Here is a 26574-nt window from a genome sequence, read left to right as displayed (position 1 = left end):
GAGGTGGCGAGGCTGTGAGGCGACTGGGCTGTGAGGCGACTGGGCCGTGAGGCGACTGGGCCGCGAAGTTACTGGGCCACCAGTTGACCGGGTCGCGAGGCGCCCAGGTGACGAGGTGACCGGGTCACGAAGTGGCAGGTCTGCGAAGTGGTTGGTCCGTGCGCTGACGGGACCTGGTTTGCATTGGCGGGGGCGGGTTTGCCCTGGCGTGCCTGGGAGTGTTCTGAACTGCCCGCGCTTGGTCTTGTGATGCTGGGCGAGCCTGGCGTGACGGAGCCGCTGGCCTCCTTGTTGGAGGGATTGTCAGCGGGCGTCGCCGTAGGCGCTGGTGCGCCCGAACAGGAACCACAGCAGGGGGCCCAGGAACGGGGCGCAGAAGGTGAAGACCACCCAGACCAGGGTCATGCCGCCGTGCAAGGGGCTTCGTAGGACGCTGATCAGTGCGGCCAGGAAGAGCACGAATCCGGCGATGATGGTCAGGGCGATGGCTGCGGCGGCTCCGTATGCCCAGTACTGCTCGGTCATGGTGACTTCTCCTGTGGGTTGGGAGCGGTGGCAGCCGAAGTGGGCGGCGGTGTTGAGGGGCGTGGGGGCGGACCAGGTGGTGTTGGTCTGGGGGACTGGGAACGGGGTGTGGGCGGTCACCTGGGCGAGAACAAGCTGGGGGCTCCGGTTGGTGGGTGTGGGTGGGAATGCCGTGGTGGGGCCCAGTTTTGTTCGTGGGGTGGGGGTGCGCATCAGACGTGACGGCGGGGTGGGTAGTACCAGAGTCGTAGGGGGAGATGGCTAGGTGGATGAGGGGTGCCGCGGAATTTCACTCCTGGGAGGGAGACGCCGTTCTGCGGCGGGGATTTGTGGCTGGTAGTGGCGTTGGGGCGGGCTGGTTTGTGGCTTGGGAGACCGGTTTTCCTGGATTTGCCCGCACAGCGGACGGGACAGGTCCCGTGGGCGGACAAGTAGCCTGCGAGGCGTGAGCCGAATTTCGGATCGATCGCACCCTGATCTACCCGTGAACACCTGCAGCCGGACCCGGTTCGCCGCCGGGATCATTGGCGCCCTGCTCATCCTCGCCACCGGCACGATCGTCATCGGCCTGATCGTCCGGCTCGTCTTCCCGGTGCAGTTCAGCGCCGGGGACCACTACCGGCTATCGCCGTTCGGGGTCGGCTTCGGCGTCAGCGCGATCTACCTCGCCTGGCTTGGCTATCTGGCGCTGCGCCGGCGGCACTGACCCACGGGCGGCTCCCGGCCAGGCGCCGCGGCCGAGCAGGCACAGCACCAGCGCGGCGATGTTCCACGAATCGTCGTCGCCGCGGTGGTGGCGGCCCTGCAACGGCAGTCCGGCGATCTCCAGCGCGCGGGCCATGCCGGCGGGGCGGCGCAGGCCAAAGGCGGTGGCGAAGACCGCTTTGGCGTTGGTGTGCAGCGGGCTGAGTGGGTAGGCGGCGGCGTGGGGCGGATTGAGTGGGTGGGCGGCGATGTGGGGCGGATTGAGTGGGTGGGCGGCAGTGTGGGGCGGGCTGAGTGGGTGGGCGGCAGTGTGGGGCGGGCTGAGTGGGTGGGCGGCGGTGTGGTCGGGGTTGAGCGGGTGGGCGTTGGTGGGCCGTGGGTTGCTTGGGCTGGCGGTGGGGGTGCACTGGCGGTGGAACTGCTTGCGGTCGTAGTCGCCCCAGCTGGTCCAGGCGCGTTTGGCCGCGGCGTGTTCGGTGGCCAGAAGCGCGCAGGCCTCGGCGAAGTCGACGCCGGTGTCGACCTCGGTCTGGGTGAGTCCAGTCAGCTCAGTGCAGAACTCGCTGACCGCGGACTGCCGTGGGCGCACCAGGATCCGGTGTTTGCGCAGGCGTTCGGCGGTGGCGAGGTTGACCACGGTCAGGCCGATCTCGATGATCTCGCTGATCTGGCCGGGCGGCGGGGTGCCGGGCCAGCAGGTGGCCTCGACGTCGATGACGTTCAGTAGGCCGGGCTCGCCGTTCATCCGCCGAGGTTAGCCGGTGCGGCCGATGACGCGGGCGGCGTCGGCGGTGTCGGCGACGTGGGTGGGGTTGGTGACGTCGTGGGGGCGAGCCGGTAACGCTTGCGGCACGCCGGTCCAGCTCGGCTAACGACGAAGAGTAGCGACTCGACTACGGGCAGGTGACCAAGCTCGACTACTACGGCGCTATCCAGTGGCTGTTGAACGTCCTGCGGATTCCGGTCGATGTGACCGGGCTGGCCGGGGACGATCTTGGGCCGTTGTGGGCGTTGTTGATCTTGGTGTGGCTGGTGTTCGTGCCTTACTCGATCATCCGGTGGTGGTCTGGCCGGACGTTGAGTCACGAGTTGCTCAGCGAGAACCTGGGCACCTTGCCGTTCCTGCACTTCGGGTTGCTGGTGCTCTCCTTCGGGCTGGCCGGCCAGCCCGGCGATGCCGTCACCGAGGCGGTGGTCAAGCTGGTCAGCGAGAAGCTGCCGGAGACGGCGCCGGTCGCGGTGCTCACCCAGATGGCGCTCACCTTGCTGTTCTGGCTGGTGTTCACCCACCTGCTGGCAGTGCCCTGGCACACCCGGGCGACGCCGGTCCTGCAGTTGGTCAGCCAGATCTCCAGTCTGGGCACGGTATTTGTGCTCACCGCGGCCTGGATGGGGGTGGGGCCGTTCCAGCGGGTGGGCGAGCCGGACTACTGGCTGACGGGCCTGCTGGTGACGCCGGCCATCCTGATCCCGGTCTACCTGCACTGGGTTGCCTACAACCCGCCCGAGGACGAGGAACCGTGGTGGACCCGGCTGCTCGCGCCACCGGGCTGGCTGCTGTGGCGGACCCTGCGCGCGGCCCTGGGCTACGCCGGGATCGGCGTGCTGTTCAGTCTTCCGTTCTGGTACGGGATCTTTCCGCCGCCCACGTTCGCGGCGGTGCTGGGCGTGCAGGCGTTCGTGTTGTCGATCAGCTTTCTGTTGTGGTGCAACAGGTGGACCGAGTCGATGCTGGACGAGCAGGACCCGGACATCCCGGCCGCGCTGCCGCGGTTCGTGCACCTGAGCCTCGCGTTGTCCGCTGGTGCGCTGGGGGTGGCGAGCCTGCCGTCGTCCGGGCCGAACCAGGTCTGGTTGCTGGGTGTGGGGCTGCCGGTGCTGGTCGCGGTGCTGCTGTACCTGGCGCGGGTCAACCGGGAACGCGGGCGCACCGACCGCTGGCAGGCCTGCCTGGTGGCGGCGCTGGCCGGGGCCGTGTTGGTGGTGCCAGTGAAGCTTGGACTCACCGCGTTGCTCACCGTGGTGACCGGAGCCTGACCCAGTGCCGGGTGAGTTCAGGAAGCGGTGATGTCCAGCACCGCGGTGTTCTCGCGGTGGCCGGCGAGTCTGAGCTTGATGGTGGTGCCGGGCTTGCCGAAGGAGCCCTCGCTGTCCGCACCCAGTCGCAGCAGACCGGAGTCGTGGGTGACGGTGACACCGGAGGGGGCGACGGTGATCTTGAACTTGAAGTCGCGCAGGGAGAGTTCGGCAGTGTCGGTGACCTGGATCTGGCACTTGCCGGACTGGCAGGCGGCCAGGTTGGTGCCGTTGGCGGCGGCGGGCAGGGCGGCTGGGGACGCGGGCGGCTCGCAGTTCGGGGCGAGGCCGTGCGCGGTGGCCAGCTCCGGGGTGGGGGCGGCCAGCTCAGCCAGGGACGGGGGTTGTGGTTTGAGCGCGGTGAGGATGTGGGCGACCTGGGTGGCCTGCTCCTTCAGTTCGTTGAGCGGGGCCGAGTTGAGCGGGGGCCGGTTGTAGCCGTAGTTGGGCAGCTTGGGCAGGGCGTCCTCGACGGCGGCGAGCACGTTCGCCCGGTGGTCGTCGGCGGCCTTGATCCCGGTGGGCGGCAGTGGTTTGAGTTGCTTGACGACCTGGGCGGGGGTCTCCCGGGCGCTGCGCAGGTACTGGTCCAGCGTGATGTCGGCGACCCGGGCGAAGCGCGGATCGGTGAGGGTGGGGTCGTTGAGCGGGTCGGTGCGCATGGCGGCCAGCGACCTGGTGGTCTCGCACATGGTGTTCATCCAGCTCAGCAGCGTGCGGGCGCGGTCGTCCCGATTCTTGCCCGGGGCGCAGTGCGGCGCCAGGTTGTGTGAGCTGAGGAGTTCGGGCGTGCGCTCGGCCAGGCCGGTCAGCTTGGCGAGCTGTGGTTCGATCGCGGTGAGGTGGTCGCCGATCTGCTTGGCCTTGGCCTTCTTCTCCTCGTCCGGATCCCGGAGGATCAGTGCCGCGTCCCTGGCACTCGGCAGCTTTGGCTGGAGGTCCCGCAGGGTCTTGGTCAGCGCGGCGAGGTGCTGGTCGGCGGCGGCGATCTTGCTGGGTTCGAGCTTCGTCAGCGCCTTGACGATGCCTTCGACCTTGCTCGCCGCGCCGGTGACCGCGCCGACGAGGGGGAAGGCAGCGGTGTCGGGGCCGGGCCCGGTCGGGCTGCCCGGTTTGGGGAGCCGGTCGAACTGGGCTCGTAGTTCGTCGAACTGGGCGGCCTGTGCGCAGGCGGTGCCGGCCCAGGCCACCAGTGCCCGGGTGGCGGGCGCCGGTGGTGGTGCGGCCGGGGGCTCCGGCGGTGTGGTGCAGCCGCCCGCGAGCAGTCCGAGTCCCACTGCCGTCAGCCATCCCGTGCGCATCGCCCTGTGCTTCACGGGCGCACCGTAACGGGGCTGGGGTGGGAGAGGTCCCGGGCGGCAGGTTGCGGACACGGGTACGGAAACGCACCCGGGCAGTAGCCGGTTCGGGCTCCGGTGGCCGCCAGTGCACAACCGGGTCGCGCCTTGATCCACCGGGTGGCGTAGGCGTGCGCCGGGTGATCCTGGATGCTGAGCGCATGGCACGTAAGTTCCAGGTGGTTGTCGACTGCCACAACCCGGACCGGATGGCCGCTTTCTGGTCCGTCGCGCTCGGCTATCCCATCCAGAGACCGCTGGACGGCCACCGGAGCTGGCTGGACTACCAGCTCGCCAAGGGTTTCCCGGCCAACGAGCAGGCCAGGTTCGCCGCGATCGCCGATCCGGACAGCGGTGACCGGGTCTGTTTCCTCGGTGTGCCCGAGGCCAAGGACGGCAAGAACCGGCTGCACCTGGACATCCAGGCCACCGCCCCCGGCGACGCGCTGCCCGCCAAGATCGCTAAGGTGGACGCACTGGTGGCCGAACTGCGCGGGCAGGGCGGATCGGTGTTGCGCACCGGCCGGGAACGCGGCCAGTACTTCGTGACCATGGCCGATGTGGAAGGCAACGAGTTCTGCGTGCACTGACGTCCCACCCGGATCCGCTGGCCGGCGCGGTCAGGCGCGCGGGCCGGCGGCTGTTGCCGTTCATGGCGTTGCTGTTCTTCGTGAACTACCTGGACCGGGTCAACGTGGGCATCGCCGCGGTCCGGATGAACGCCGATCTCGGTTTCAGCGCAACGGTGTTCGGCCTGGGCGCCGGTCTGCTCTTCGTCGGCTACACCCTCTTCGAGCTGCCCAGCAACCTGGTGCTGCGCCGGGTCGGCGCCCGCCGCTGGATCGCCGCGATCACCCTGGGCTGGGGCATCTGCGCCGCGTCCACCGCGTTCATCCAGGACGAGACCGGCTTCTACCTGCTGCGCTTCCTGCTCGGCGTGTGCGAGGCCGGTTTCCTGCCCGGCATGATTCTGTACCTGACCGAGTGGTTCCCCCGGCACCAGCGCGGCCGCTACACCGCGCTGTTCATGCTCGCGGTGCCGGTCACGGTGGCCATCGGCACCCCGATCTCCACCGTGCTCATGGAGGTCAACGCCTTCGGCCTGGCCGGCTGGCGGTTCATGCTGCTGGCCGAGGGCATCCCGGCGATCCTGCTCAGCGCCCTGGTGCTGAAGCTGTTGCCGGACCGGCCTGAACAGGCCAGGTGGCTGCCTGCTGAGGAGACCGCCGCGCTGCGGGCCGCGCTCGACGCCGAACAGGCCGACATCCGCACCCACGGCCGCAGTTCGCTGCGTGCGGTCTTCCGGGACGGGCGGGTCTACGTCATCGCGCTGATCGGCTTCGGCATCAGCGGCGGCCTGTACGCGCTGACCTTCTTCCTGCCGCAAATCGTGGCCGGCTTCCACACCAGTTACGGCGGCCTGTCGACCTACGCGATCGGCCTGATCACCGCGATCCCCTCGGCGCTGGCCGCGGCCTCGATGTGGTTCTACGCGCGCAGATCCGACCGGGCGGGCGAACGCATCCGGCACATCGCGCTGCCGCTGATCCCGGCCGGGCTGGCGCTGGCCGCCGCGCTGTACCTGGAGTCACCGGTGCTGGTCATGGCGGCCATCACCATCACCACGGTCGGCGCCTTCATCACCCTGCCGGTGTGGTGGCAGCTTCCGGCCGGCATTCTCACCGGCCCGGCCGCCACCGGTGGCATCGCGCTGATCGCCTCGCTGGCCAACACCTCCGGTTTCCTGGCGCCCTACCTGACCGGCTGGCTCCGGGACCTCACCGGCGACTACCGGTCCGGCATGCTGGTGATTGCCGCGTTCATGCTCATCGCGGCCGTCGCCACCCTGTTGCTGGGCCGCACCGCGGCGTTCCGCGGCACATCCGGATCGCGTTGACCGCGTTTGTTTGTCCGGCCCGGATTTCCCAGCGTCACCACGGTGACCGGGCCGAATGCCGGTCACCACACTCGGGAACATGCTGCCCTGCACCCGGATCGTGTCTGGCGCTGATCGCCACGCCCGGCGGCTGCTGGCGCGCTCGCGCTGTGGTGGGCATCCCGCGCCGGTGTGCATCCCGGTTTCGCTGGGTGGCGAAAAACAGCAGGTAGCGCTTCAACGCATTTATACCTAGATATTGTTCGGCCGTTTTTTGGGTTGATGGATACACCATGTTACTGACGGCTCGCTCGATCGGCAGGTGGTTCCCTGTCGTGTGAACCCGATGGACGGAAATTGTCCGGACTGAAACACTCGCATGGTCAATTCGTCTACCGATTCCAGACAGGGGATGTTGACGGTGAGTTTGCGAAGTCGTGGGCTCGCGCTGCTGGGCAGCGTGGTGGCAATAGCGGCATTGTTGGCCGCATCGGGGGTATCGCAGGCGGTCGAGGGGCCGCGGGCGCAGGCCGGAGATGTTGATCTGTACCTGATGCGCGGCGGGGCGGAATTTGTTCCAGGTGGGTCAACGGATCGCGCCATGACGGTCATCAATCACGGGCGTGACATGGTCGGGAATGCGGAGCTATATTACACTACGCCCATTTTCGTCAATGTCGACAGTGCCAAGAAGTTGCCGACCGGATGCGTCATGTATTACCAGAACAAGGATTACCGGGTCCCGGAGGTCGTCAAGTGCACTATCGCGCCACTCAAGCGTAATGCGCGGGTGGAAGTGACTTTGCCGCTGAAGATCTACCAGGGCGCGCCCGCCGTGCCCACCTATGGTGTCGCGATCGTGCGTTCCGCCCAGGCGCACAGCGACCCCGAGCGCAACATCACCGACAACATCACCGTTCCCGGCGGGGTGATCTCCCTTCCGGTGCCTCCCGCGCCTGATTACGATCGACAGGTGCAGGCGGGGCCGCGAATCGCGTTGGCGGCCTCCACGGCCATTGTGTCGAGCAAGCCCTCCGAGGCCGCGTACCGGGTGTACAACATCGGGGATCAGGTCGCGTACAAGGTCCGTCTGCAACTGATCACCGCACTGTATGTGAACACGAGTACGGCCGGCTCGCTGCCGGCCGGTTGCAGCATGACCCTCAAGGACGCCGACCCGGCGGTGCCGGAGATCGTCGACTGCGAAATCGGGAATCTCGAGCCCGGCAAATTCAAGGAGTTTCGCATCCCGGTCAAAGCCGTCCCCAACGGCCCGAGAGGGCAGATGCACGGCATGGCCCTGGTAACCAGGAGTGCGGCACCACGGGACGGCCTGCAAGATGTACTTTCGGCTGAACTGCAGCTCACTGGCGCGTCGCTAGGTGCCAACGGCGCCCAGTAACTCCACCGGCAATTGACACAGCGTGGCTGCCGGCCGGTCGGATCCGCGACCGGCCGGCCATCGCGTGCGGGTGCGGGCAGCACCGCATCCGCCCCTCCTGCTGGTTGTACGGTGGCTCAGGACGGACAGCAGGGGAGTGGCGTGGAACTGGATCTCGGCGCGGTCCGGGCCTTCGTCGCGATCGCGGACGAGCAGCACTTCGGCGCGGCCGCCGACCAGCTCGGCCTGACCCAGCAGGCGGTCTCCAAGCGGATCGCCAAGCTGGAGGCGGGACTGGGCACCGCGTTGCTGCACCGCGGTCGCACCGGCACCGGGCTCACCGAGGACGGCGCGGCCTTCCTGCCGCCCGCCCGCGCCCTGCTCGCCCTGGCCGACCAGGCCGTCACCGCGGTGCGCCGCCGGGACCGGCCGCTGCGGGTGGACGTGCTCGGCGCCCGGCTCGCCCCGACCGAGCTGATCAGGGAGTTCCACGAGGCCAACCCGGACGTCGAGATCGACATCGTGGCGGCGAAGGGCCTGCGCACCGGGGTATCCGCGTTGCTGGACGGCACCGTGGACGTGGCCTTCGCCCGGATCGCCGGACCGCTCGACCCGGCCATCGAGCACACCCCGGCCCTGCTGGAGCCGTTCCACTTCCTGGCCGGCCGCAAGCACCGGCTGGCCACTCGCCGGAAGGTGCGGCCCGTCGAGCTGGCCGACTCGATCGCCTGGATGCCCGGCAACGAGCCCGGCAGCGAGTGGGCCGACTACTACGAGGCCTATCGCGCCGACTTCGGCCTCACCATCGACCCCTCGGGCCCCAGTTTCGGCCTGGAGCACATGTTGGACCGGCTCGCCACCGACCCGGACCGCTTCATGTTCGGCTCCGAACGCATGCGGGTGCCCTGGCATCCCGGCATCGCGCGCATCCCGGTCGTGCACCCGATTCCGCTGTACCCGTGGTCCGTGCTCTGGCGCCGCAGCAACCGCCATCCGGTGCTGCCCAGGCTGATCGAGCACCTCAGCGCGGGTTTCCGGCCCTTCGACCCGGACCGGCAGTGGCTGCCCGCCGCGGATCTCCGGGTGCTGCGCGGCGGTTGATGAAGATGTGCTCATCTTGGGCTCATCGAGTCTCCAGGTCCCGCGGCGAAGCTAGGTGCTATGAACACAAACCACCGAGCCCGATACCTGGCCGCGACCACCGGCGTCCTCGGCCTGTTGCTCGGCGGCTGCTCTGCCGCGGCCGCCCCCAGCACGCCGGGCCAGCCCGCACCGCTGACCGGCATCCCCGGTATCAACACCCCGGTCCCCGCGCCCGCCCCGGTCGTCGCACAGCCCAAGCTGCTCGCCCCGGTGTCCTTCCCGCGCACCGAAATCGACGCCGACGACCAGCGCGGTGACGGCAAGCAGGTGCTGATCGAGGAGTCCGAACTGCCGGTCGCCGGTCACCTGGTGGTCTTCGACCTCAGTGGCAAGCTGCTCGGCTCCACCCCGATCCAGCCGGGCGCGCACCGCAACGTCCCGGTCACCCTCGACCCCGCGCTGGGTCAGGGCACGCACTCGCTGCGCGCGCTGCTGACCGTGGACGACGGCGACGGCAAGTTCAACGCGGACAAGGACGCCCCGGTCCGCGAGGACGACGATGACGACCCGGAAATCGAGGACGAAGGGTTCCGTTACACCGTGGGCTGATCGTGGCCGACGGTTGTTAGGGTCGCATTGGTTCACAGTGCGAAGGAGCCCGATGACCGCGCCACAGCAGCAGGCCGCCGACCCCGGTGAGCTGTCCGCAGTGCTGGCCCGCATCCTCACCGAGGTCGGCCCGAGCGCGGGCCGGGCCGGCCGGGTGGCGGACTACATCCCGGCGTTGTCCGCGGTGGACCCGGCCACGTTCGGGTTCGCCGCGACCGACCTCACCGGGCACACCATCGGCGTGGGTGAATGGCAGATCCCGTTCTCCATCCAGAGCGTGTCCAAGGTGTTCTCACTGGCGCTGGTGCTGGCCATCGAGGGTGATCAACTGTGGCGGCGGGTCGGGCGGGAGCCCTCGGGCAACCCGTTCAACTCGCTGGTGCAGCTGGAGCACGAGAGCGGGATCCCGCGCAATCCGCTGATCAACGCGGGCGCGCTGGTGGTCACCGACCGGCTGCTCACCCTCACCGGCGACGCCCGTGGCGCGGTGCGGGACTTCCTGCGCGCGGAGAGCGGCGACGACCGGGTCGACTTCGACGCCGCGGTGGCCCGTTCCGAGGCCGAGCACGGCGACCGCAATGCCGCCCTGGCCCACCTGATGGCCAGCTACGGCAACCTGGAGAACCCGGTCGCCGACGTCCTGGAGCACTACTTCTGGCAGTGCTCGATCGCGATGAGCTGCCGCGACCTCGCCCTGGCCGGTTCCTTCCTGGCCCGGCACGGCGTGCGCGCCGACGGCTCCCGGCTGCTTTCCCGCAGCGAGGCCAAACGGGTCAACTCGGTGCTGCTCACCTGTGGCGCGTACGACGCCGCAGGTGAGTTCGCCTACCGGGTCGGGCTGCCGGGCAAGAGCGGGGTCGGCGGCGGCATCCTGGCCGTGGTGCCGGGCCGGTACTCGCTGTGCACCTGGAGCCCGGCCCTGGACGAGCGCGGCAACTCGGTGGCGGGCGTGGCCGCACTGGACCACTTCACCACCCTCACTGGCCTCTCCGTGTTCTGACCTAGCGCTGGTGCAGCAGCCCCTGGAGCAGCAGTTCGATCAGGCGGCGCGGGTCGTAGTCCGGGTTGTCATCCCGCCCGGCGCACAGGTTGCCGATGCCGCGCATCAGCTCGTAGCCCTTGATGCCGGGCTTGATCTCACCGGATTCCTCGGCGGCGCCGAGCAGGTTCTCGCAGGCGGGCACCAGCCGGTCCAGGAAGAAGGCGTGCAGCGCGTCGTAGCCACTGTTGGGCTGCATGACGTCGGCGAGTCCGTGCTTGGTGACCAGGAAGTCCACGAACAGGTCAACCCACTGCCGGAGCGCCTCGAACGGTGAACTGGCACTGGCCAGCAGGGTCCCGCCGGCTTCGACACATGCCTCGACCTGGTGGCGGTAGACGGCGACCACGAGATCCGCCCTGGTCGGGAAGTTGCGGTAGATGGTGCCCATACCGACGCCCGCCTTGGCCGCGATCTCCCGGATCGGCGCGTCCACGCCCGAGGTGACGAACACCGCGGCGGCGGCGGCCAGCAGCGTTTGCTGGTTGCGCAGGGCATCGGCCCGCTTGCTCCGGGCCGGGACCTGCTCCGGCTGGCTGGGCTTGGACACCGCGCACTCCTTGAGGATCTGGCCGTTTGACAAAGCGGAACGCTGCTCCGTATCGTCGGTTCCGGAACGCCGCTCCGCTTGAGCGTACTTGAACGGACCGCTCCTGTCCGTCCTACCCTCCTGCCAAGGGACCAATCTGCCATGAATGCTGTGCCGCACCCCGTCCTGTCGATCAGTCCGGTCGTGTTGCCGACCCCCGGCCGCGCCGTGGACCTCCAACTCCGGATTTCCGCGCCCCAGCAGGGAACCGGGCTGCCGATCATCCTGCTCTCACACGGCCAGGGCTACTCGAACCACCTCTCCTCGCTCAACGGCTACGCCCCGCTCGCGCACTACTGGGCAGCGCACGGCTTCACCGTCATCCAGCCCACCCATCTCAGCTCCCGCAGCCTGAACCTGGACCCCACCACCCCTGGCGCACCGCTGTACTGGCGCTCCCGGGCCGAGGACATGACCCGGATCCTGGACCGCCTGGACGACATCGAGACCGCCGTTCCGCACCTGCGCGGCCGCCTGGACCGCGACCGGGTCGCGGTGGCCGGGCACTCGATGGGCGGCCACACGGCAAGCCTGCTGCTGGGCGCGAAGATCACCGATCCCGACCTGAACCTGGCCGATTCCCGGATCAAGGCAGGCGTCCTGCTCGCCGCGCCCGGCCGGGGTGGCGAGGCCCTCGCCGAGTCCGCGACCGAGCTGCTGTCCTTCGTCACCGCCACCGACCTCACCACCATGACCACCCCCGCCCTGGTGGTCGCCGGCGACAAGGACATCTCCACCCACCTCACCGTCGAGGGCGCGGACTGGCACGCCGACCCGTACCGCCTCGCCCCAGCCCCGAAGACCCTGCTCACCCTGTTCGGCGCGGAACACGGTCTCGGCGGCGTCTCCGGTTACGACGTGGCCGAGACCACCGACGAAAACCCGGACCGGGTAGCCGCGGTGCAGCGGCTCACCTGGGCCTACCTCCGCAGCGAGCTGTACCCCGAAGACCCCGCCTGGCAGTCCGCCCGCGCCGACCTGCTGACCGGACCTGACGCGGTGGGACGGGTCGAAGCCAAGTAGCCCAGCAGGCGCGCGGTCACGAGTGAGCGGTGACAGGCCGCCGCGTCGCGCTCGACGCAGAACAGCGCGGTTGCGTTTGCCCACGCCCTGGCGATCGTCCTCGCGGTACTGGAGCTGGCGTAGTTCGGTGGTGGGCGCCAGATCCTTCAGGTGGCGGTAGCCGATGTTCGCCGCGGCGCTGGCGGAGGTCGAGCAGCAGGCCCACGCCCTCGTCGGTGAGCCTTTGCAGGAAGGTCTCGGCGGTGTCGCCGTAGACGCCGATCGTGATGATTCGTCTCATCGCTGTCCCCGTGCGGTGCGGTGGGCCCGGACGGGCCAAGCCCACCGCAGTCCCGCTACGGCAGAAGTACCGGCTGATCCACGGTCCACAGCCAGGTGCCGTCGGGCTGGCGACGGGCGATCTCCACGGTGATCTCGCCGTTGTCCAGGGTGCACGCGGTGAGGGCCTGGTCGCCGTTCACCAGTGCGGCGTGCTGCCTGCCGGGTGTGAGCACGGGTGCGGCGGCGAGGAACTGTTCGTACACCTTGCGGATTTCGGCGTGGCCGGTGGCGAGGTTGCCGGGTGGGAAGGCCAGCACGGCGTCCGGCTCGTACAACGCCACCAGTCCGTCCACATCGCCCGCGTTGCCGCGTTCGATGAAGAACCTGCCCAGATCGTTCGGCTCGGTGGCCACTGTCTTGCTTGTCATGGGAAGGAGCCTGTCAACCAATCACGACATCTTGTGTCGTGTATTTCCGTAGACTTGTGGCATGCGTGCCGACCGGTTGGTGTCGCTGGTGCTGTTGCTGCGCCGGCACGGGCGGCTGTCCGCGACCGCGCTGGCCCGGGAGCTGGAGGTGTCCACGCGCACGGTGCTGCGCGATATCGAGGCGTTGTCCGCGGCCGGTGTGCCGGTGTACGCCGAACGCGGGCGGCTCGGTGGGTTCGCGTTGCTGCCCGGGTTCCAGACCGAACTCACCGGGCTGAACCACGACGAGGCGCTGGCGTTGCTGGTGGCCGGATCGCGGCGGGGCGGACAGGCGTTCGGACTGGGCTCGGCGCTGGCTTCGGCCATGCGCAAGGTGGTGGACGCGCTGCCGGAGAGCAATCGGACCACCGCGGCCGGGGCGGCCCAGAGACTGCTCATCGAACCGGAGACCGATCTGCTCGCGCGTCGGCAGGTCGCCGAGGAGGTGCCGGCTGCCGTGGTGGCCGAGGTCCGGCGCGCGGTGTTCGCCGGGCACAAGCTGCGCATCCACTACGCGGCCGCGGACCAGGCCGCGCGGTGGCGCACGGTGGATCCGATCGGACTGGTCACCGTGCGCGGGCAGGGTTATCTGCTGGCCACCCGGTCCGGCGCGGATCGCACCTATCGGCTGTCCCGGATCCTGGCCGCCGAGGAACTCGACGAGCCCGCCCAGCGACCGGACCGGGTTGATCTGGACCGGGCCTGGCAGGAACGCAGCACCCGGTTCCGGACCGGCGGCGACCAGATCACCGTGCTGCTGCGGCTCAATCCGGCGCGGCGGACGGACCTGGTGGGCACCGCGCTGACCGTCCGCGCCGAGGACACCGGCGAGGTCGACGCGGACGGCTGGCTGCGGCTGGCGGCGACCTTCCAGGACGCGCGGCACGCCGAATGGGCGTTGTGGCAGCTCGCGACGAACGCGGAAGCCCTGGCGCCGCAGTGGTTGCGCACCACGCTGCGGGAGCGCGCCACCGCGGTCCTCAGCTGCTATGGACAGCCTCGACCAGGCTGACACCGTTGCGGCGCACCGCTGTGGTGACGGTGAGGTCGGCGCGGGCACAGAGTTGCTCGAACTCGGCGCGGGTGCGTTCCCGGCCGCCGTAGAGCACCATCATCCGGATGTCGGTCAGGCCGGGATCCCTGGGCTGGTCCGGGTTTCCGCGTTCCGGCAGGACCTCGTCGACGATCAGGATCCGGCCGTCCGCGGGCAGTGCGGCCCGGCAGTTGGCCAGGATCCGGACGGCCTGGTCATCGTCCCAGTCGTGCAGGATCCACTTGAGCACGAACAGATCCGCGCCGCGCGGGACCTCGGCGAAGAAGTCACCGGCCTGGGTGGCGCAGCGATCGCCCAGCCCGGCCTGACGGACCGCCTCGGCGGCCTCGGGGACGGCGGCCTGGGTGTCGAAGACCAGGCCGCGCAACTCCGGGAAGCGGTGCAGCAGGGTGATGAGCAGGCTGCCGTTGCCGCCGCCGACATCGGTGATCGAGCTGCACCGGCTGAAGTCGTAGAGGTCGGGCAGGGCGTTGGCGATGTGCCGGGTGGGCTGGCCCATGGCCGAGTTGTAGAGGGTGGCCAGTTCCGGGTCGGCGGCGAAGTACTCGAACACCTCCTTGCCGAAGACCTCCGGGAAGGCCGCGCGACCGGTGCGCAGGCTGAAGTCCAGGCGGGACAGCGGTTCCAGGCCGGTGGGGTGCGAGGCGAGCAGGGCGTAGGCCCGCAGTGAACCGTCCACATCGGACCGGAGCAGGGTGCCCGCCTCGGTGGCGGTGAAGCCGCTGTCGCCCTCAGTGCACAGGCCGAGGTCGGCCAGCGCGCGGAGTAGCCGGATCACTTGCGGGGCGGGGATTCCGCAGGTGGCGGCGATGTTGTCGGCGGTGCGTGGGGTGTGGTCCAGGGCGTCGGGCAGGCCGAGACGGGTGGCGGTGCCGACCACCATGGTCCGGGCCGCACCGGAGAGCAGGTGGGTCACGGTCTGGAACGGGGTCGCTGCTTGGGCAGGGGCCGTCGGGTGGGCCGGGGTTACTGACTGGGACTGGGTCATCGGGGGGCTCCTTCCTGGTCGCGGGTGGCAATGCGCCAGCCGCGGGCGTGGATGAACTGCTGATGGATGCGGGCGAAGGCGCCGCCGGTGCCGAGGAGTTCCGCCGGCGCGCCGGTTTCGACCACCCGGCCGGCGTCCAGGGCGATCACCTGGTCGGCGGCGGCCAGGGTGCTGGGGCGGTGCGCGATGACCACCACGGTGCGGTCCGGGTCCCGGGCGAGTTCGGTGATGGCCGCGCTGATCGCGGCCTCGTTGGCGGCGTCCAGGGCGGAGGCGGCCTCGTCGATGAGCACGATCGGGGCCTGTTTCAGGAAGGCGCGGGCGATGGCCACCCGCTGGCGTTCGCCGCCGGAGAGTTGCGCCCCGGCCTCGCCGACCCGGGTCCGCCAGCCCTGGGGCAGCCGGTCGACCACCTCGTCCAGGCGGGCGGCGCGGGCCGCGGCGGTGAGTTCGGCGTGGGTGGCGCTCGGGCGGGCCAGGCGGAGGTTGTCCTCGATGGTGGTGTCGAACAGGTAGACGTCCTGGAAGACGATGGCCAGGTGGCTGAGCAGGTCGGGGTGGTCGTAGTCGCGGACGTCCAGGCCACCGAGGCGCACCGAACCCTCGGTGGTGTTCAGGAAACGGGCGATCAGGCGGATCACCGTGGTCTTGCCGGAGCCGGAGGGGCCGACCAGCGCGGTGGTGGAGCCGGGTGGGCAGTGGAAGGTCACGCCGGCGAGGGCCGGGCGGTCCGGGCCGTAGGTGTGGGTGATGTCGATCAGGTCGATGCCGGTGTGCGGGAGCCGGCGGATCGGGTTGGCGGGGGCGGGAAGTCGCGGCGTGCGCAGCAGCTGCTGCACCCGGTCCAGGCCGTAGTCCAGGGCGCCCAGGCCGTGCACGTGGCCGGCGAGTGCGCCCAGGGGTTCCAGGAAGCGGACCGCGAGCACGAGCAGGGCGACGGTGTCCGCGACCGCGAGGGCGCCGGAGGTGAGCAGGTGCACGCCCAGGGCCAGCACCGCGAGGAAACCGAGGGTGACCACGCCGGTGACCGACAGGGTGGGCAGCAGGGATTCGTTGAGGGCGCGGGCATAGCGGCGGTGGTGCTCGGTGAGGGCGGTGTCGAGTTGCCGGGTGCCGGTCCGGGACTGACCGGCTGCCCGCAGCACCGGCTGGGCCTGGCCGTACTCGATGGCGCGGGCGGCGATCTCGTTGGCCGCCACCTCCATGTCCACGCACGCCGCGGCGGTCTTGCGGCGACAGTGCCGCAGCAGCAGGAACGCGACCGGCAGGGTGGCCAGCAGCGCCAGGCCGAGCCGCCAGTCCACGGCCAGGGTGATCGCGGTGACGGTGACCGGGACCAGCGTGCAGGTGATCACCGGGCCGCCGACCACCACGCACAGCCGGGAGACCGAGGTGGCCACGGAGGTCACCGTGCGCACGAAGGTGCCTTTGCGTTCGGCGGTGAACCAGCCCAGCGGCAACGTGGTCAGGTGGCCCATCAGCCGCATCCGCAGTGCCATCCCGAGTTCTCCGCTGGCGGCGAAGCCGACCGGGGTGGCGAGGACGCTGAGCAGCCAGTGCAGCAGCACCCCGGCGGCGCCGAAAAGCAGCCACGGGGTGGCGGCGGCGAAATCCGGTTCCGGGCGCAGCACCGCGCGCAGGATCGGGAACAGCAGGCCCAGCAGCAGGCCCTGGAGCACCGCGAGCGCGGCTTGCAGCGCGGCGAAACGGTGCAGTGGCGCGGGTTCCGGCCACAACCGGTGCAGCTGGCGGATCATGCCTGGCCTCCGTTCCGCTGGGCCCGCCACAGGCGCGCGTAGAGCCCGTCCTGGGCGAGGAGTTCGTGGTGGTCGCCGCGTTCGACCAGGTGGCCTTCGTCCAGGACCAGGATTTGATCTGCGGTGGCGATGGTGTGCAGGCGGTGCGCGATGACCAGCACGGTGCGCCCGGCGACGAGCGCGGACAGCGCGTCCTGCACGGCCGCCTCGCTGTCCGGGTCCAGGGCCGCGGTGGCCTCGTCGAGGATCACGATCGGGGCCTCGGACAGGATCGCGCGGGCAATGGTGAGCCGTTGCCGTTCGCCGCCGGAGAGGCCGCCCTCGCCGGAGTCCAGCACGGTGTCGTAGCCCCGGGGCAGCGCGGCCAGCACGTGGTGGATCTGCGCGGCCTCGGCCGCCGCGCGCACCTGGGCGTCGGTGGCTGAGGGGCAGGCGATGCGGATGTTCTCGGTGACCGTGTCCCGCAATAGCACCACGTCCTGGAACACCAGTCCCAGCAAGGACAACAGGTCGGCAGAGGCGATCTCGCGGATGTCGGCCCCGCCGATCCGGATCGCGCCGTCGGTGACCTCGTGGAAGCGCGGCAACAACGCGGCGAGGGTGGACTTCCCGGCGCCGGAGGGCCCGACCAGCGCGGTGACCGTGCCCGGTTCGCAGGTGGCGCTGAGGTCGCTGAGCACGTTGGTGACGCCGTCGTAGGAGAAGCTGACCCGGTCGAACTCGATCCGATGTCCTTGCGGGCGTTGGGGTTTCGCCGGTTCCGGCAGGCCGGGACGGGTCAGCAGCGCGTCGATGTGCCCGGCGGCCAGACGGGCGGTGCGCAGGCCGATGCCGCCGTGGATCATCGGCAGCACCGCGTTCGGCAGCACCAGCCCGACCACCAGGAACGGCAGCAGATCCGGTGCGGGCAGGGACTTCGCGGCCACCAGGGGCAGTCCGACGGCCAGCACCACCGCGAGCACGGTCAGCTCGGAGCCGAGCACCCGGTTGAATGCGGAGCTGTACCTGACCTCGTCCACCCAGACCCGGAAGGCCCGCTGCTGCTCGCGCACGGCGGCGTGGAAGCGGTCCAGCACCCGGCCGCCCGCGCCGAAGGTCTTGGCCACCGCGATGCCGTCGCCGTACTCCACCGCGGCGGCGCTGACCTCGCGCTCGGCGGTGATCAGCCGGGCCACGTGCTGCGGCATGGACCGCATCGAGATCCGGTAGCAGAGCAGCGCCAGCGCCGGGACCAGCACGGTGACCAGGGCGAGCCGCCAGTCCACCAGCAGCAGATAGCCCAGGCCGCAGCCGATCGCGGTGGCCGCGCCGAGGATCTCGCCGAGGGAGTGCGCGAACAGGTTGTGCATGTCCTCCAGGTCGTCCGTCATCGCCTTCTTGATCTGGCCGGAGCCGGCGGTCCGGAACCAGCCCAGCGGCAGCACACCCAGCCGCCGGACCAGGCCGCGCCGCAGGTGGTGCAGCATGCGCGCGTCGGCGTGGTGCCCGAGGTGCGAGGACAGCGCGAGCAACACCAGCCGCAGCACCGCCCCGGCCGCCCCGGCCACCGCCCACCACAGCACGCCGCCGGACCCGGTCAACGCCGACCGCGCGATCTCGGCCACCGCCAGGTAGGGCGCCAACCCCGCCGCCTCGCCCAGCGCGGACAGCACCGCGCAGGTGATCAGGTGCCCGCGCACCGGTCGCAACATCCGTCCCGCCGCGCGAATTCCGATCAACCGCGGCCCGACGTCGACGCTCATCCTCAACCCCCTAGGAAGGTTAGCCTTACCTAGGGCGAAAGGTTGCCGGTTCAAGTCGACTTGATGTCAACTGGAGCGGTGACTCCACCCGCCGTCGCCATCAGCGAAGCCGCCGCCCTGTACGACCTGCCGCCCTCGACCCTGCGCTGGTGGGAGGAACGCGGCCTGCTCGGCCCACCCCCGCGCGACGCCGGCCGCCGCCGCTATCGCGAGGCCGACCTGCGTCGCCTCGGCGTGGCCTACCTGTGTTGCGTCACCGGCCTGATGCCGCTGGCCCAGGCCGCGGTGGTGGCCGCGGGCCAGGCCAGGCGGGAGGATTGGCAGGGCACCGTCGCCGGGCAGATCGGCGCGCTGGCCGACCGCATCGACCAGTTGACCGCCGCCCGCGACTACCTCCAGCACCTGCTCCAGTGCGAGGACGCGGACATGACCGACTGCCCGTACCTGGAACGCGAGCTGGCCGAGCGGACGCCGCGGGGACGGTTGCCGCAGGAGGATCTGGTGTCGGCGGCTCGGGCGGCGAAGGCCGGCGGGAGTGATGAAAAGGCCGAGTCGGGTGACGAAACGCGGTGTGTGAGTTGCGCGCGGGTGGTGGGGGAGGGGGTGCGGGGGCGGCCGCGGCGGTATTGCTCGGCGGCCTGTCGGCAGCGCGCCTACCGGGCCCGGCGGCGGTCGGGGTGAGGGGTGGGGCACCAACATCCGGCGAGTTGGGCCAACTGGTACGCCGGTTTGGCTCAAGTGGGCGTACCAGTTGGCCCAAGTGGTACGCCGGGGCCGGGTTAGGGGGTGGGGCGGTTGCGGAGGCGGGCGGTGAGAGTGGCGAGGCGGGAGGGGCGGGGGGTTCGGGGTGGGAGGTTGCCTGCGATGGCGTCCGCTAGCAGCGTTCCCACCGTCTCGGCTGCGCAGGCCTTGTTTGCGCCGATTCCGCCGGTGGGGCCGCGTTTGATCCAGCCGACCACGTAGGTGCCCGGCTGGACGCGGCCACCCTCGTGCGGGATCGTGCCGGTGTCGGGGGCAAAAGGCAGGCCTGGCAACGGGTTTCCGCGATAGCCGACTGCTCGGATCACCTGGCCGGTGGCGATCTCGATCTCCCCGTCCGGGCCGGTGACGCGCAGGCCGCGTACCTCGGTGTCGCCGACGATCTCCAGTGGCGCCGAGTGGAATCGGAGCACGATCCGCCTTCGTCCTGGCGCGGGTGGGGCGGACCAGTCCACTGTCTGCCGGGTAATCCCTTGCAGCAGTGCGGCTTTGCCGTCACCGGCGTCGACTGCCTGGGTGGTGCGGGGGTCCTGGTCGTCGAGCACCAGGTCGAGGTCGGCTCGCTCGGTGAGGGCGAGTAGTTCCGGCATGGTGTAGGCCGCGTCGGCCGGGCCGCGGCGGGCCAGCAGCACTACCTCGCGGACCTTGCTGGAGGTCAGTTGGGCCAGTGCGGCAGGGGCGATCGTGGTGCCGGTCAACGTGTTCGGGTCGGCGGCGAGGATGCGGGCGACGTCCAGGGCGACGTTGCCGTTGCCCACCAGCACAACGCGTTCGGCCGAAAGATCCACCGCGGTGGCGGGGACGTCGGGGTGGCCGTTGTACCAGGCGACCACGGTGGTGGCGGCCAGGCTGCCTGGGAGGTCTTCGCCGGGGATGTCCAGGGTGCGGGCGGCGGAGGCGCCGACGGCGTAGATCACCGCGTCGTACTGGGCGGACAGGTCAGCGGGGGAGAGGTCCGCGCCGACCTGGACGCCCAGGCGCAGGGTCAGGCGGGGGTGCTGGTGGAAGCGGGCGAAGGTTTCGGCGATCTTCTTGGTGGACGGGTGGTCCGGGGCCACGCCGTAGCGGATCAGGCCGCCGGTGACCGGGAGGCGGTCGATCAGGGTGACCCTGGCGTTGGTGTGCAGCAACAGGTCCGCGACGGTGTACATGCCCGCGGGGCCGGTGCCGACCACCGCGATGTCCAGTGGCGCGAAGTCGGCGGGGATGGTGCGGGTGAACTCCGGCGGGCTCCAGGCATGGAACATCGGCGCGGGCGCGGTCTCCGCCGGGGCGCGGTCGGTGTAGTAGTCGGCGTTGATCCGGGCGTAGGGCTGGAGGTCGGCGGGCAGTTCGGCCACCGGGAAGATCGCGTCCACGGGGCAGGCGTCCGCGCAGGCGCCGCAGTCGATGCAGGCAGTCGGATCCACGTAGAGCAGGTCGGTGGTGCCGAAATCCGGCTCGTCAGGGGTCGGGTGGATGCAGTTGACGGGGCAGACCGCGATGCAGGACGCGTCGGCGCAGCAGGTCTGGGTGATCGCGAAGGCCATGGCTCAGATCAGGTTCGCTCGCTGGTAGAACCAGGTCGCGGCCTTGGTGAGCAGGCCGGCCGAGTTGAGGAACTCCATCAGGCCCGCGCAGCTGGACCGCATCATCGACTTGTAGTTCTGGTTCGCCTTGGCCTCGCGCAGTGCCCGCCTGGTGTCGAGTCCGGCGTTGGCGTAGACCTTCGGGCTGACCATGCTGGTGACGATGCAGTAGGACACGATGGCCACGACCAGGCCGTTGATCTGCTTGCGCAGCCAGCCCGCGCCCCGCAGCCGTTCCAGGGTCTCCTCCCTGGCGAACTTCATGTGCCGGGATTCCTCGACCACGTGGATGTTGTTGATGGTGCGGACAAACGGCGCCACCCGGTCATCGCGCATCCAGTCCCGCTGCATGACGTCGAGGACCTCCTCGGCGACCAGGATCGAGGCGTAGGCGGCCTCGCCGTAGGCGACCGTCTTGAAGGCCCGGCCGAGTTCGATCACCAGCCGCTTCGGCCGGTACGCGGGTGCGCCCAGTTTCGCCGAGCCGCGGGCGAACATGATCGAGTGGCGGCATTCGTCGGCGATCTCGGTCAGCGCCCACTGGAAGGCCGGGTCGGTGGGGTCCTTGGCGTAGAAGTCCCGCAGGATCATCTGCTGCAGGATCATCTCGAACCAGATCCCGGTGCTCGCGACCGAGGCTGACTCCTGGCGGGTCAGTTCGCGCTGTTGTTCCGGGGACATCTCCGCCCAGTACGCGGTGCCGTAGAGGCTGCACCATTCCGGGCTCATGCCGTGGTGCGCCGCGTCCAGCGGGGTCTCCCAATCCACCTCGGTCGCCGGGTCGTAGGACAACTCCGACGACGAGTCCAGCAGCCTGCGTGCCACGGCCTGGCGGTCGGGTCGGGCTTCAACGGTGGCCATTCGCGGACTCCTTGTAAGCCGAGTAGCTGTTACTCAAGGTTACTGTAACCAAAAGTAACACATATGTCCGGTCTCGCCCAGACCCCGTGAGCAGCCAGGACGGCGGGCGCTCTGCCACCCGGGTTGCATCCGGCGCTGGACATCGACACCGGGCGGGCCCTCGGTCACGATCAGAGTCGGAAATCCCTCCACCAGAAGGGGGCCCGACATGGCAACCACCAACATCTCCCGCCGCGCCCTGCTGCGCGCCGCGGCCGTGCTCGGGGTGTCCGCGCCGCTGCTCGGCGCCTGTGTCACCGGCGGCGGGCCGGGCGCCGGTCCGGGTGAGCGCGGGGAGCGCAGTGCGCGCAACCCGTTCGGGGTCAAGGCCGGGTCACCGCTGGAGGTGGTGGTCTTCAAGGGCGGCTACGGCGACGACTACGTGCTGGCCGCGGAGAAGGTCTACCTGGAGCGGTACCCGGGCAGCGCGATCGAGCACCGGGGCATCCAGCAGGTCGGCGACACCCTGCGGCCGCGGTTCGTGGCCAACACCCCGCCGGACGTCGTCGACAACACCGGGGCCGGCGCGCTGGACATCTCCGCACTCGCCGCCGCCGGTCAGCTCACCAACCTGGCCGAACTGCTCGACGCCCCCTCCTGGGACGACCCCAACGTCACCGTGCGGAACACCCTGCTGCCCGGCGTGGTCGAGGACGGTGAACGCGACGGCGTCTGCGTGCACCTGAACTACACCTTCACCGTGTGGGGCCTGTGGTACTCGAAGTCGTTGTTCGCCAAGCAGGGCTGGACCTACCCGGCCACCTGGGAGGCCATGCTCGCGCTGTGCGCGGAGATCAAGAAAACCGGCATCGCGCCCTGGACCTACCAGGGCAAATATCCGGACTACATCACCGATCCACTGCTCACCATGGCCGCCAAGACCGGTGGCATGGACCTGGTGCGGGCCCTGGACAACCTGGAACCCGGCGCCTGGCGGCATGAAGCGCTACGCGGTGCGGCCGAGGCGTTCGCCGAACTGGCCGGGCGCGGCTACTTCATGCCCGGCTCGGAAGCGTTGTCGCACACCGAAGCCCAAGCAGCCTGGTGCCAGGGCAAGGCCGCGTTCATCCCATCCGGCTCCTGGCTGGAGAGCGAACAGCGCGAGGTCACCCCGCCGGGCTTCGACATGACCCTGGGCGTGTTGCCCGCGCGCACCGCCGCCGACAAGCTCAAACCCACCGCGCTGGAAGCCTCCAGCACCGAGTCCTACCTGGTTCCGGCCAAGGCCAAGAACATCGCCGGCGGACTGGACTTCCTGCGGATGCTGTTCTCCCGCAACGCCTGCCGCGAGTTCGCCCGGACCGCGGGCACCCTGCCCTCGGTCGCCGGGGCCACCGACGGACTGACCCTGTCCAGCGGACTCGGCTCGGTCAGCGCCGCCGTGCGCGCGGCCGGGACGGAGCTGATCAGCTTCCGGCACCGCGGCTGGTATCCGCAGCTGCGCAAGGCCACCGACGACGCGGTCGGTGAGCTGATCACCCGGCGACTCACCCCGGCGGCCTTCGCCGACCGCCTGCAACTGGCGGCCGACGCACTGGCCAAGGACTCCGGCGTCAAGAAGTACACCCGCAAATGAGGCGGCGGGGTCTGGGTTTTGTCGCCTGCGCCCTGCTGCCCGCGTTGCTGCTGCACGTGGTGTTCGTGCTTTCCCCGTACGCGCAGGCGTTCTACCTCTCGCTCACCGACTGGAACGGGGTGGCCGGGCAGGCGCGGTTCGTCGGGCTGGACAACTTCGTCCAGCTCGGCTCGGATCCGCTGTTCCTGGCTGCGGTGCGCAACAACCTGGTGCTGCTGCTGACCCTGCCGCTGGGCACCATCGCGCTGGGCCTGTTCCTGGCCACCGCGCTCAAGTTCGGCTCTCGCGGTGGCCGCTCCGGGGTGCGCGGGGCCCGGTTCTACTCGATCGTGTTCTTCTTCCCGCAGCTGCTCTCGGTGGCGATCGTGGCCGTGCTGTGGGGATTCGCCTACAACCCGAACAGCGGACTGATCAACGGTGGGCTGCGCGCACTCGGCCTGGACGGGCTGGCGCGCAGCTGGCTGGCCGAGCCAGGACTGGCCCTGTTCGCGGTGCTGGCGGTGCTGATCTGGTCCGGCGTGGGCTTCTACCTGGTGCTGTTCAGTGCGGCCATGGACGCCATCCCGCGGGAGTTCTACGAGGCCGCGCTGCTGGACGGCGCCGGGCAGTGGACCACCTTCCGGCGGATCACCTTGCCGCTGCTGTGGGACAACGTGCAGGTGGCCTTCGTCTACCTGGGCATGGCCGCGCTGGACGGCTTCGCGCTGGTGCAGATCATGACCGTGGGACCCGGCGGACCGGACGGGGCCACTGAGGTCATCGGGCTTTCGTTGTACCGCAACGCCTTCAGCTTCAGCCGGTTCGGCTACGCGGCCGCGATGGGGGTGGCGTTGTTCTTCGGCACCCTGGTCTTCGCGGTGCTGGCGTTGCGCGCGGGCCGCCGGGAGCGGGTGGAGCTGGCATGAGACGGATCCCGCTGCACCTGGCGCTGCTGGGCTGGACCCTGGTCACCGGGTTCCCGTTGCTGTGGGCCGCGCTGAGCGCGCTCAAGACCGACCGGGAGATCCTGACCAGCCCGTGGTCGCTGCCGGAGAGTCCACAGTGGACGAACTTCGGCCGGGCCTGGACCGAGGCCGATATCGGCCGCTACTTCCTCAACTCGGTGCTGGTGGTCGGCGGCGCGCTGGCGCTGACCATGCTGCTGGGCGCGCTGGCCGCCTACGCGCTGGCCCGCTATCCCTTCCGCGGCAACAGGTTCGTCTACTACCTGTTCGTCGCCTCGATGTTCTTCCCGACCTTCCTGGCGCTCGTGCCGCTGTTCTTCACCGTGCAGCAGCTGGGCTTGCTCGGCACCCACCTCGGACTGATCCTGGTCTACACCGCCTTCGCCACCCCGTTCACCATCTTCTTCCTGCACGCCTTCTTCCGTGGCCTGCCCAGCGCGGTGGCCGAGGCCGCGTTCCTCGACGGCTGCTCGCACGCCGGGGTGTTCTTCCGGATCATGCTGCCGATGGCCCGCCCCGGCCTGATCTCGGTGGCCATCTTCAACTTCCTCGGTCTGTGGAACCAGTACCTGCTGCCGCTGGTGCTCAACCCGGACCCGGACAACTACGTGCTCGCCCAGGGCCTGGCCGCGCTGTCCACCAGCCAGGGCTACCGCGGGGACTGGAGTGGGCTGTTCGCCGGGCTGACCATCGCGATGCTGCCGGTGCTGGTGGCCTATGTGGTGTTCCAGCGGCAGATCCAGGCCGGGGCCACCGCGGGCGCGCTCCGCTGACTGTGGTCTGGGTCACTTTGGGCAACCTAGATCAAGACTCCAGTGTGTACATGAGGAGCCACGCGCGGTGGGCGCGCGGGCAGTCGAGGGGGAACAGCGCATGGGGTCGTTGTCATCAGCGCGCGTGCTGACCGGCGCGGTCGTGTTGTCGTTGGCAGCCAGTGGGTTGGTCGCGGGCCCGGCCGCCGCGGTGGAGGGGCCGGACATCCGCAGCACGGTCTCGGTGCCCAGCGGGACCTACCTGCCGGGAGATCCGATCACCGTCAAGCTCACCGTGACCAACGTCGGTAACCAGGGTGCCTACTACCTGCGCAAGGACGAGCGGCCGATCTCCGGAACCTCGTTCTACATCGCGGACATGAGCGACTGGGGTGATCTCGGGCCGGGCGGGCTCGGCGCGAGCTACCTGCCGGGGCAGTCCCGGGAGTACACGCTGCGCGGGCATCTCGGCGGGTGGGGCGGCGGGGACGCCCGGTTCAAACTGGGCGCGTTGTCGCCCCGCGATGTGAACCCGGCCGACGACCTCGGCGAGGCACTGGTGCCGGTGGTCTCGCCGGAGACCAAGGTGGTGGTGAGCGGGCAGATCTACGGCGACGCCGACCTGAACGGCGAGCCCTCGGCGGGGGAGGGCCTGGCCGGGGCGACGGTGGAGCTGCGCAACAACGAGGGCGCGCGCACCGCGGTCACCGGCACTGACGGCGGGTACTCCTTCCCTGGGGCGGCCACCGGCAAGTACTCGGTGAGCGTGCAGAGCCTGCCGGGCGGCTGGATCAGCCACGGGTACCAGGAACTGCGGTTGGACGGCGCGACGCCCGAGGTCAAGGTGCCGTTCCGGGCGATGCGCCCGCTCTCCGAGTCCCTGCGGGCCACCGTCGCGCTGGATCAGGCGAGCTACCCGGTCGGCGCTGAGGCCGAGATCCGCCTGACCCTGACGAACACCGGGACCCGGCCGCTGACCGGGATCCACGTGGCCTGCGACCGGATGGACAACCGCCTGCAGCTGGAGGTCCCGCCGGCGGGCTGGGGCGAACTCGGCTACGACGCGGCCGGTGCGACGGTCCAGCCGGGACAGACCCGCGAGTTCCGGGTGCGTGGCACGGTGCCCGCGCACGGCGGGGTGCGCGGCTACCTGTACCAGAGCTGCGACTTCTACCAGCTGGAGGAGCACTCCGACGGGCAGCCCAGCGGACTGCTGGTGGCCAAGGTGACCGGGCGGGACGGGGCCGTCAGCGGCACGCTGTTCGACGACCGGAACAACAATGGCACCGTCGACGCGGGTGAGGGGCTGGTCAACCAGGAGGTCCGGCTGATCGACCTGGACAACGGGCACGAGTTCACCGCGCAGACCGACGGCGCGGGCCTGGTCAAGCTGGCCGGTCCGGCCGGGCGGTACCGGATGACCGTGCAGGGCTGGGGATTCGTGCGCAAGGACGTGGTGTTCGACGTGGTCGCGCCGCCGAATGACTTCAGCGGCTGGGCACACGTGCTCCGGCCGATTCCGGGCCGCTGAACGTGCGAAGGGGGACCGGCGAACTCGCCGAT

At 70.1% G+C, this 26574-nt stretch carries 25 protein-coding genes; 15 read left to right on the top strand and 10 right to left on the bottom strand.

Features of this window, described 5'->3' with window-relative positions; genetic code table 11:
• Positions 1-303: 303 nt before the first annotated feature.
• Entirely contained in the window at positions 304-525 is a 222-nt protein-coding gene (locus MZC64_RS14785) for a PLD nuclease N-terminal domain-containing protein (RefSeq protein ID WP_247756602.1), read from the bottom strand.
• Between the two features lie 484 nt (positions 526-1009).
• Between MZC64_RS14785 and MZC64_RS14780 the strand changes: the two genes are divergently transcribed.
• Positions 1010-1231, top strand: coding sequence for a hypothetical protein (locus MZC64_RS14780; protein ID WP_247756603.1), 222 nt, complete (start codon positions 1010-1012; stop codon positions 1229-1231).
• Here MZC64_RS14780 and MZC64_RS14775 read toward each other — a convergent pair.
• The gene (locus MZC64_RS14775) at positions 1148-1975 is read right to left on the bottom strand and encodes a 3'-5' exonuclease (protein WP_247756604.1); all 828 of its coding nucleotides are present in this window, start codon (positions 1973-1975) and stop codon (positions 1148-1150) included. The genes MZC64_RS14780 and MZC64_RS14775 overlap by 84 nt on opposite strands.
• Before the next feature lie 158 nt (positions 1976-2133).
• Here MZC64_RS14775 and MZC64_RS14770 point away from each other — a divergent pair, with 158 nt between their 5' ends.
• Complete coding sequence (locus MZC64_RS14770) at positions 2134-3267, top strand: hypothetical protein (RefSeq protein WP_247756605.1); 1134 nt, start codon at positions 2134-2136, stop codon at positions 3265-3267.
• A gap of 17 nt (positions 3268-3284) precedes the next feature.
• On the opposite strand, the gene MZC64_RS14765 is transcribed toward MZC64_RS14770, so the two are convergent.
• The gene (locus MZC64_RS14765) at positions 3285-4622 is read right to left on the bottom strand and encodes a hypothetical protein (protein WP_247756606.1); all 1338 of its coding nucleotides are present in this window, start codon (positions 4620-4622) and stop codon (positions 3285-3287) included.
• A gap of 182 nt (positions 4623-4804) precedes the next feature.
• Here MZC64_RS14765 and MZC64_RS14760 point away from each other — a divergent pair, with 182 nt between their 5' ends.
• The 6 genes from MZC64_RS14760 to MZC64_RS14735 all read left to right on the top strand — a co-directional run bounded on the left by MZC64_RS14760 (position 4805) and on the right by MZC64_RS14735 (position 10592).
• The gene (locus tag MZC64_RS14760; protein ID WP_247756607.1) at positions 4805-5233 is read left to right on the top strand and encodes a VOC family protein; all 429 of its coding nucleotides are present in this window, start codon (positions 4805-4807) and stop codon (positions 5231-5233) included.
• 62 nt (positions 5234-5295) lie between these two features.
• Positions 5296-6540, top strand: coding sequence for an MFS transporter (locus MZC64_RS14755; protein WP_247797702.1), 1245 nt, complete (start codon positions 5296-5298; stop codon positions 6538-6540).
• A 400-nt stretch (positions 6541-6940) separates the two neighbouring features.
• Positions 6941-7921 carry a hypothetical protein gene (locus MZC64_RS14750; RefSeq protein WP_247756609.1) on the top strand — a complete coding sequence of 327 codons (981 nt, stop codon included), beginning with the start codon at positions 6941-6943 and terminating at the stop codon, positions 7919-7921.
• A 141-nt stretch (positions 7922-8062) separates the two neighbouring features.
• A complete protein-coding gene (locus MZC64_RS14745; RefSeq protein ID WP_247756610.1) occupies positions 8063-9001 on the top strand; it encodes a LysR family transcriptional regulator in 939 nt (312 codons plus the stop codon).
• Positions 9002-9061: 60 nt separating this feature from the next.
• Positions 9062-9592 carry a hypothetical protein gene (locus MZC64_RS14740; protein WP_247756611.1) on the top strand — a complete coding sequence of 177 codons (531 nt, stop codon included), beginning with the start codon at positions 9062-9064 and terminating at the stop codon, positions 9590-9592.
• A 52-nt stretch (positions 9593-9644) separates the two neighbouring features.
• Positions 9645-10592: a glutaminase gene (locus MZC64_RS14735; RefSeq protein ID WP_247756612.1), complete on the top strand. Its 948-nt coding sequence runs from the start codon at positions 9645-9647 to the stop codon at positions 10590-10592.
• Between the two features lies 1 nt (position 10593).
• Here the strand turns inward: MZC64_RS14735 and MZC64_RS14730 are convergent, their stop codons facing one another.
• Positions 10594-11181 (bottom strand): TetR/AcrR family transcriptional regulator, encoded by a 588-nt coding sequence (locus tag MZC64_RS14730; RefSeq protein ID WP_247756613.1) that lies wholly within the window; start codon positions 11179-11181, stop codon positions 10594-10596.
• A 141-nt stretch (positions 11182-11322) separates the two neighbouring features.
• Here MZC64_RS14730 and MZC64_RS14725 point away from each other — a divergent pair, with 141 nt between their 5' ends.
• Entirely contained in the window at positions 11323-12243 is a 921-nt protein-coding gene (locus MZC64_RS14725) for a chlorophyllase (RefSeq protein ID WP_247756614.1), read from the top strand.
• A gap of 335 nt (positions 12244-12578) precedes the next feature.
• On the opposite strand, the gene MZC64_RS14720 is transcribed toward MZC64_RS14725, so the two are convergent.
• Positions 12579-12917: a nuclear transport factor 2 family protein gene (locus MZC64_RS14720; RefSeq protein ID WP_308301011.1), complete on the bottom strand. Its 339-nt coding sequence runs from the start codon at positions 12915-12917 to the stop codon at positions 12579-12581.
• A gap of 76 nt (positions 12918-12993) precedes the next feature.
• Between MZC64_RS14720 and MZC64_RS14715 the strand changes: the two genes are divergently transcribed.
• Complete coding sequence (locus MZC64_RS14715) at positions 12994-13983, top strand: YafY family protein (protein WP_247756616.1); 990 nt, start codon at positions 12994-12996, stop codon at positions 13981-13983.
• Here the strand turns inward: MZC64_RS14715 and MZC64_RS14710 are convergent.
• The 3 genes from MZC64_RS14710 to MZC64_RS14700 are packed head-to-tail and all read right to left on the bottom strand — an operon-like array spanning position 13952 to position 18512.
• Positions 13952-15013, bottom strand: coding sequence for a methyltransferase (locus tag MZC64_RS14710; protein WP_247756617.1), 1062 nt, complete (start codon positions 15011-15013; stop codon positions 13952-13954). The two genes, MZC64_RS14715 and MZC64_RS14710, sit on opposite strands and share 32 nt — an antisense overlap.
• Entirely contained in the window at positions 15010-16770 is a 1761-nt protein-coding gene (locus MZC64_RS14705) for an ABC transporter ATP-binding protein (RefSeq protein ID WP_247756618.1), read from the bottom strand. Before MZC64_RS14705 ends, MZC64_RS14710 begins: the two co-directional genes overlap by 4 nt.
• Positions 16767-18512 (bottom strand): ABC transporter ATP-binding protein, encoded by a 1746-nt coding sequence (locus MZC64_RS14700; RefSeq protein WP_247756619.1) that lies wholly within the window; start codon positions 18510-18512, stop codon positions 16767-16769. Before MZC64_RS14700 ends, MZC64_RS14705 begins: the two co-directional genes overlap by 4 nt.
• A gap of 78 nt (positions 18513-18590) precedes the next feature.
• Here MZC64_RS14700 and MZC64_RS14695 point away from each other — a divergent pair, with 78 nt between their 5' ends.
• A complete protein-coding gene (locus tag MZC64_RS14695) occupies positions 18591-19193 on the top strand; it encodes a MerR family transcriptional regulator (protein WP_247756620.1) in 603 nt (200 codons plus the stop codon).
• Positions 19194-19291: 98 nt separating this feature from the next.
• Here the strand turns inward: MZC64_RS14695 and MZC64_RS14690 are convergent, their stop codons facing one another.
• Together MZC64_RS14690 and MZC64_RS14685 are read right to left on the bottom strand one after the other, a co-directional pair.
• Positions 19292-20800 (bottom strand): FAD-dependent oxidoreductase, encoded by a 1509-nt coding sequence (locus MZC64_RS14690; RefSeq protein WP_247756621.1) that lies wholly within the window; start codon positions 20798-20800, stop codon positions 19292-19294.
• 3 nt (positions 20801-20803) lie between these two features.
• Positions 20804-21700 (bottom strand): diiron oxygenase, encoded by an 897-nt coding sequence (locus tag MZC64_RS14685; protein ID WP_247756622.1) that lies wholly within the window; start codon positions 21698-21700, stop codon positions 20804-20806.
• A 208-nt stretch (positions 21701-21908) separates the two neighbouring features.
• On the opposite strand from MZC64_RS14685, the gene ngcE reads away from it, so the two are divergent.
• The 4 genes from ngcE (at position 21909) to MZC64_RS14665 (ending at position 26542) form a co-directional block, all read left to right on the top strand.
• Positions 21909-23315, top strand: a complete 1407-nt coding sequence (gene ngcE, locus MZC64_RS14680) for an N-acetylglucosamine/diacetylchitobiose ABC transporter substrate-binding protein (RefSeq protein ID WP_247756623.1) — start codon at positions 21909-21911, stop codon at positions 23313-23315.
• A complete protein-coding gene (locus MZC64_RS14675; RefSeq protein ID WP_247756624.1) occupies positions 23312-24220 on the top strand; it encodes a carbohydrate ABC transporter permease in 909 nt (302 codons plus the stop codon). The genes ngcE and MZC64_RS14675 overlap by 4 nt, the downstream gene beginning before the upstream one ends.
• Positions 24217-25032: a carbohydrate ABC transporter permease gene (locus MZC64_RS14670; protein ID WP_247756625.1), complete on the top strand. Its 816-nt coding sequence runs from the start codon at positions 24217-24219 to the stop codon at positions 25030-25032. Before MZC64_RS14675 ends, MZC64_RS14670 begins: the two co-directional genes overlap by 4 nt.
• Before the next feature lie 100 nt (positions 25033-25132).
• Positions 25133-26542, top strand: a complete 1410-nt coding sequence (locus MZC64_RS14665) for an SdrD B-like domain-containing protein (protein ID WP_247756626.1) — start codon at positions 25133-25135, stop codon at positions 26540-26542.
• Positions 26543-26574 lie beyond the last annotated feature (32 nt).

Source organism: Crossiella sp. S99.2 (genome assembly GCF_023094165.1).
In the GTDB taxonomy this organism is placed as follows: Bacteria; Actinomycetota; Actinomycetes; order Mycobacteriales; family Pseudonocardiaceae; genus Crossiella.
The sequence above is the reverse complement of the archived record's forward strand: the minus strand, read 5'-3'. Positions and strand labels throughout refer to the sequence as shown.

Excerpts from the sequence above, each read along its gene's own strand:
- MZC64_RS14715 (WP_247756616.1), top strand. The coding sequence starts at position 12,994 with ATGCGTGCCGACCGGTTGGTGTCGCTGGTGCTGTTGCTGCGCCGGCAC.
- MZC64_RS14675 (WP_247756624.1), top strand. The coding sequence starts at position 23,312 with ATGAGGCGGCGGGGTCTGGGTTTTGTCGCCTGCGCCCTGCTGCCCGCG.
- MZC64_RS14725 (WP_247756614.1), top strand. The coding sequence starts at position 11,323 with ATGAATGCTGTGCCGCACCCCGTCCTGTCGATCAGTCCGGTCGTGTTG.
- ngcE (WP_247756623.1), top strand. The coding sequence starts at position 21,909 with ATGGCAACCACCAACATCTCCCGCCGCGCCCTGCTGCGCGCCGCGGCC.
- MZC64_RS14775 (WP_247756604.1), bottom strand. The coding sequence starts at position 1,975 with ATGAACGGCGAGCCCGGCCTACTGAACGTCATCGACGTCGAGGCCACC.
- MZC64_RS14665 (WP_247756626.1), top strand. The coding sequence starts at position 25,133 with ATGGGGTCGTTGTCATCAGCGCGCGTGCTGACCGGCGCGGTCGTGTTG.
- MZC64_RS14690 (WP_247756621.1), bottom strand. The coding sequence starts at position 20,800 with ATGGCCTTCGCGATCACCCAGACCTGCTGCGCCGACGCGTCCTGCATC.
- MZC64_RS14700 (WP_247756619.1), bottom strand. The coding sequence starts at position 18,512 with ATGAGCGTCGACGTCGGGCCGCGGTTGATCGGAATTCGCGCGGCGGGA.
- MZC64_RS14735 (WP_247756612.1), top strand. The coding sequence starts at position 9,645 with ATGACCGCGCCACAGCAGCAGGCCGCCGACCCCGGTGAGCTGTCCGCA.
- MZC64_RS14670 (WP_247756625.1), top strand. The coding sequence starts at position 24,217 with ATGAGACGGATCCCGCTGCACCTGGCGCTGCTGGGCTGGACCCTGGTC.
- MZC64_RS14740 (WP_247756611.1), top strand. The coding sequence starts at position 9,062 with ATGAACACAAACCACCGAGCCCGATACCTGGCCGCGACCACCGGCGTC.
- MZC64_RS14705 (WP_247756618.1), bottom strand. The coding sequence starts at position 16,770 with ATGATCCGCCAGCTGCACCGGTTGTGGCCGGAACCCGCGCCACTGCAC.
- MZC64_RS14760 (WP_247756607.1), top strand. The coding sequence starts at position 4,805 with ATGGCACGTAAGTTCCAGGTGGTTGTCGACTGCCACAACCCGGACCGG.
- MZC64_RS14755 (WP_247797702.1), top strand. The coding sequence starts at position 5,296 with ATGGCGTTGCTGTTCTTCGTGAACTACCTGGACCGGGTCAACGTGGGC.
- MZC64_RS14685 (WP_247756622.1), bottom strand. The coding sequence starts at position 21,700 with ATGGCCACCGTTGAAGCCCGACCCGACCGCCAGGCCGTGGCACGCAGG.
- MZC64_RS14710 (WP_247756617.1), bottom strand. The coding sequence starts at position 15,013 with ATGACCCAGTCCCAGTCAGTAACCCCGGCCCACCCGACGGCCCCTGCC.
- MZC64_RS14785 (WP_247756602.1), bottom strand. The coding sequence starts at position 525 with ATGACCGAGCAGTACTGGGCATACGGAGCCGCCGCAGCCATCGCCCTG.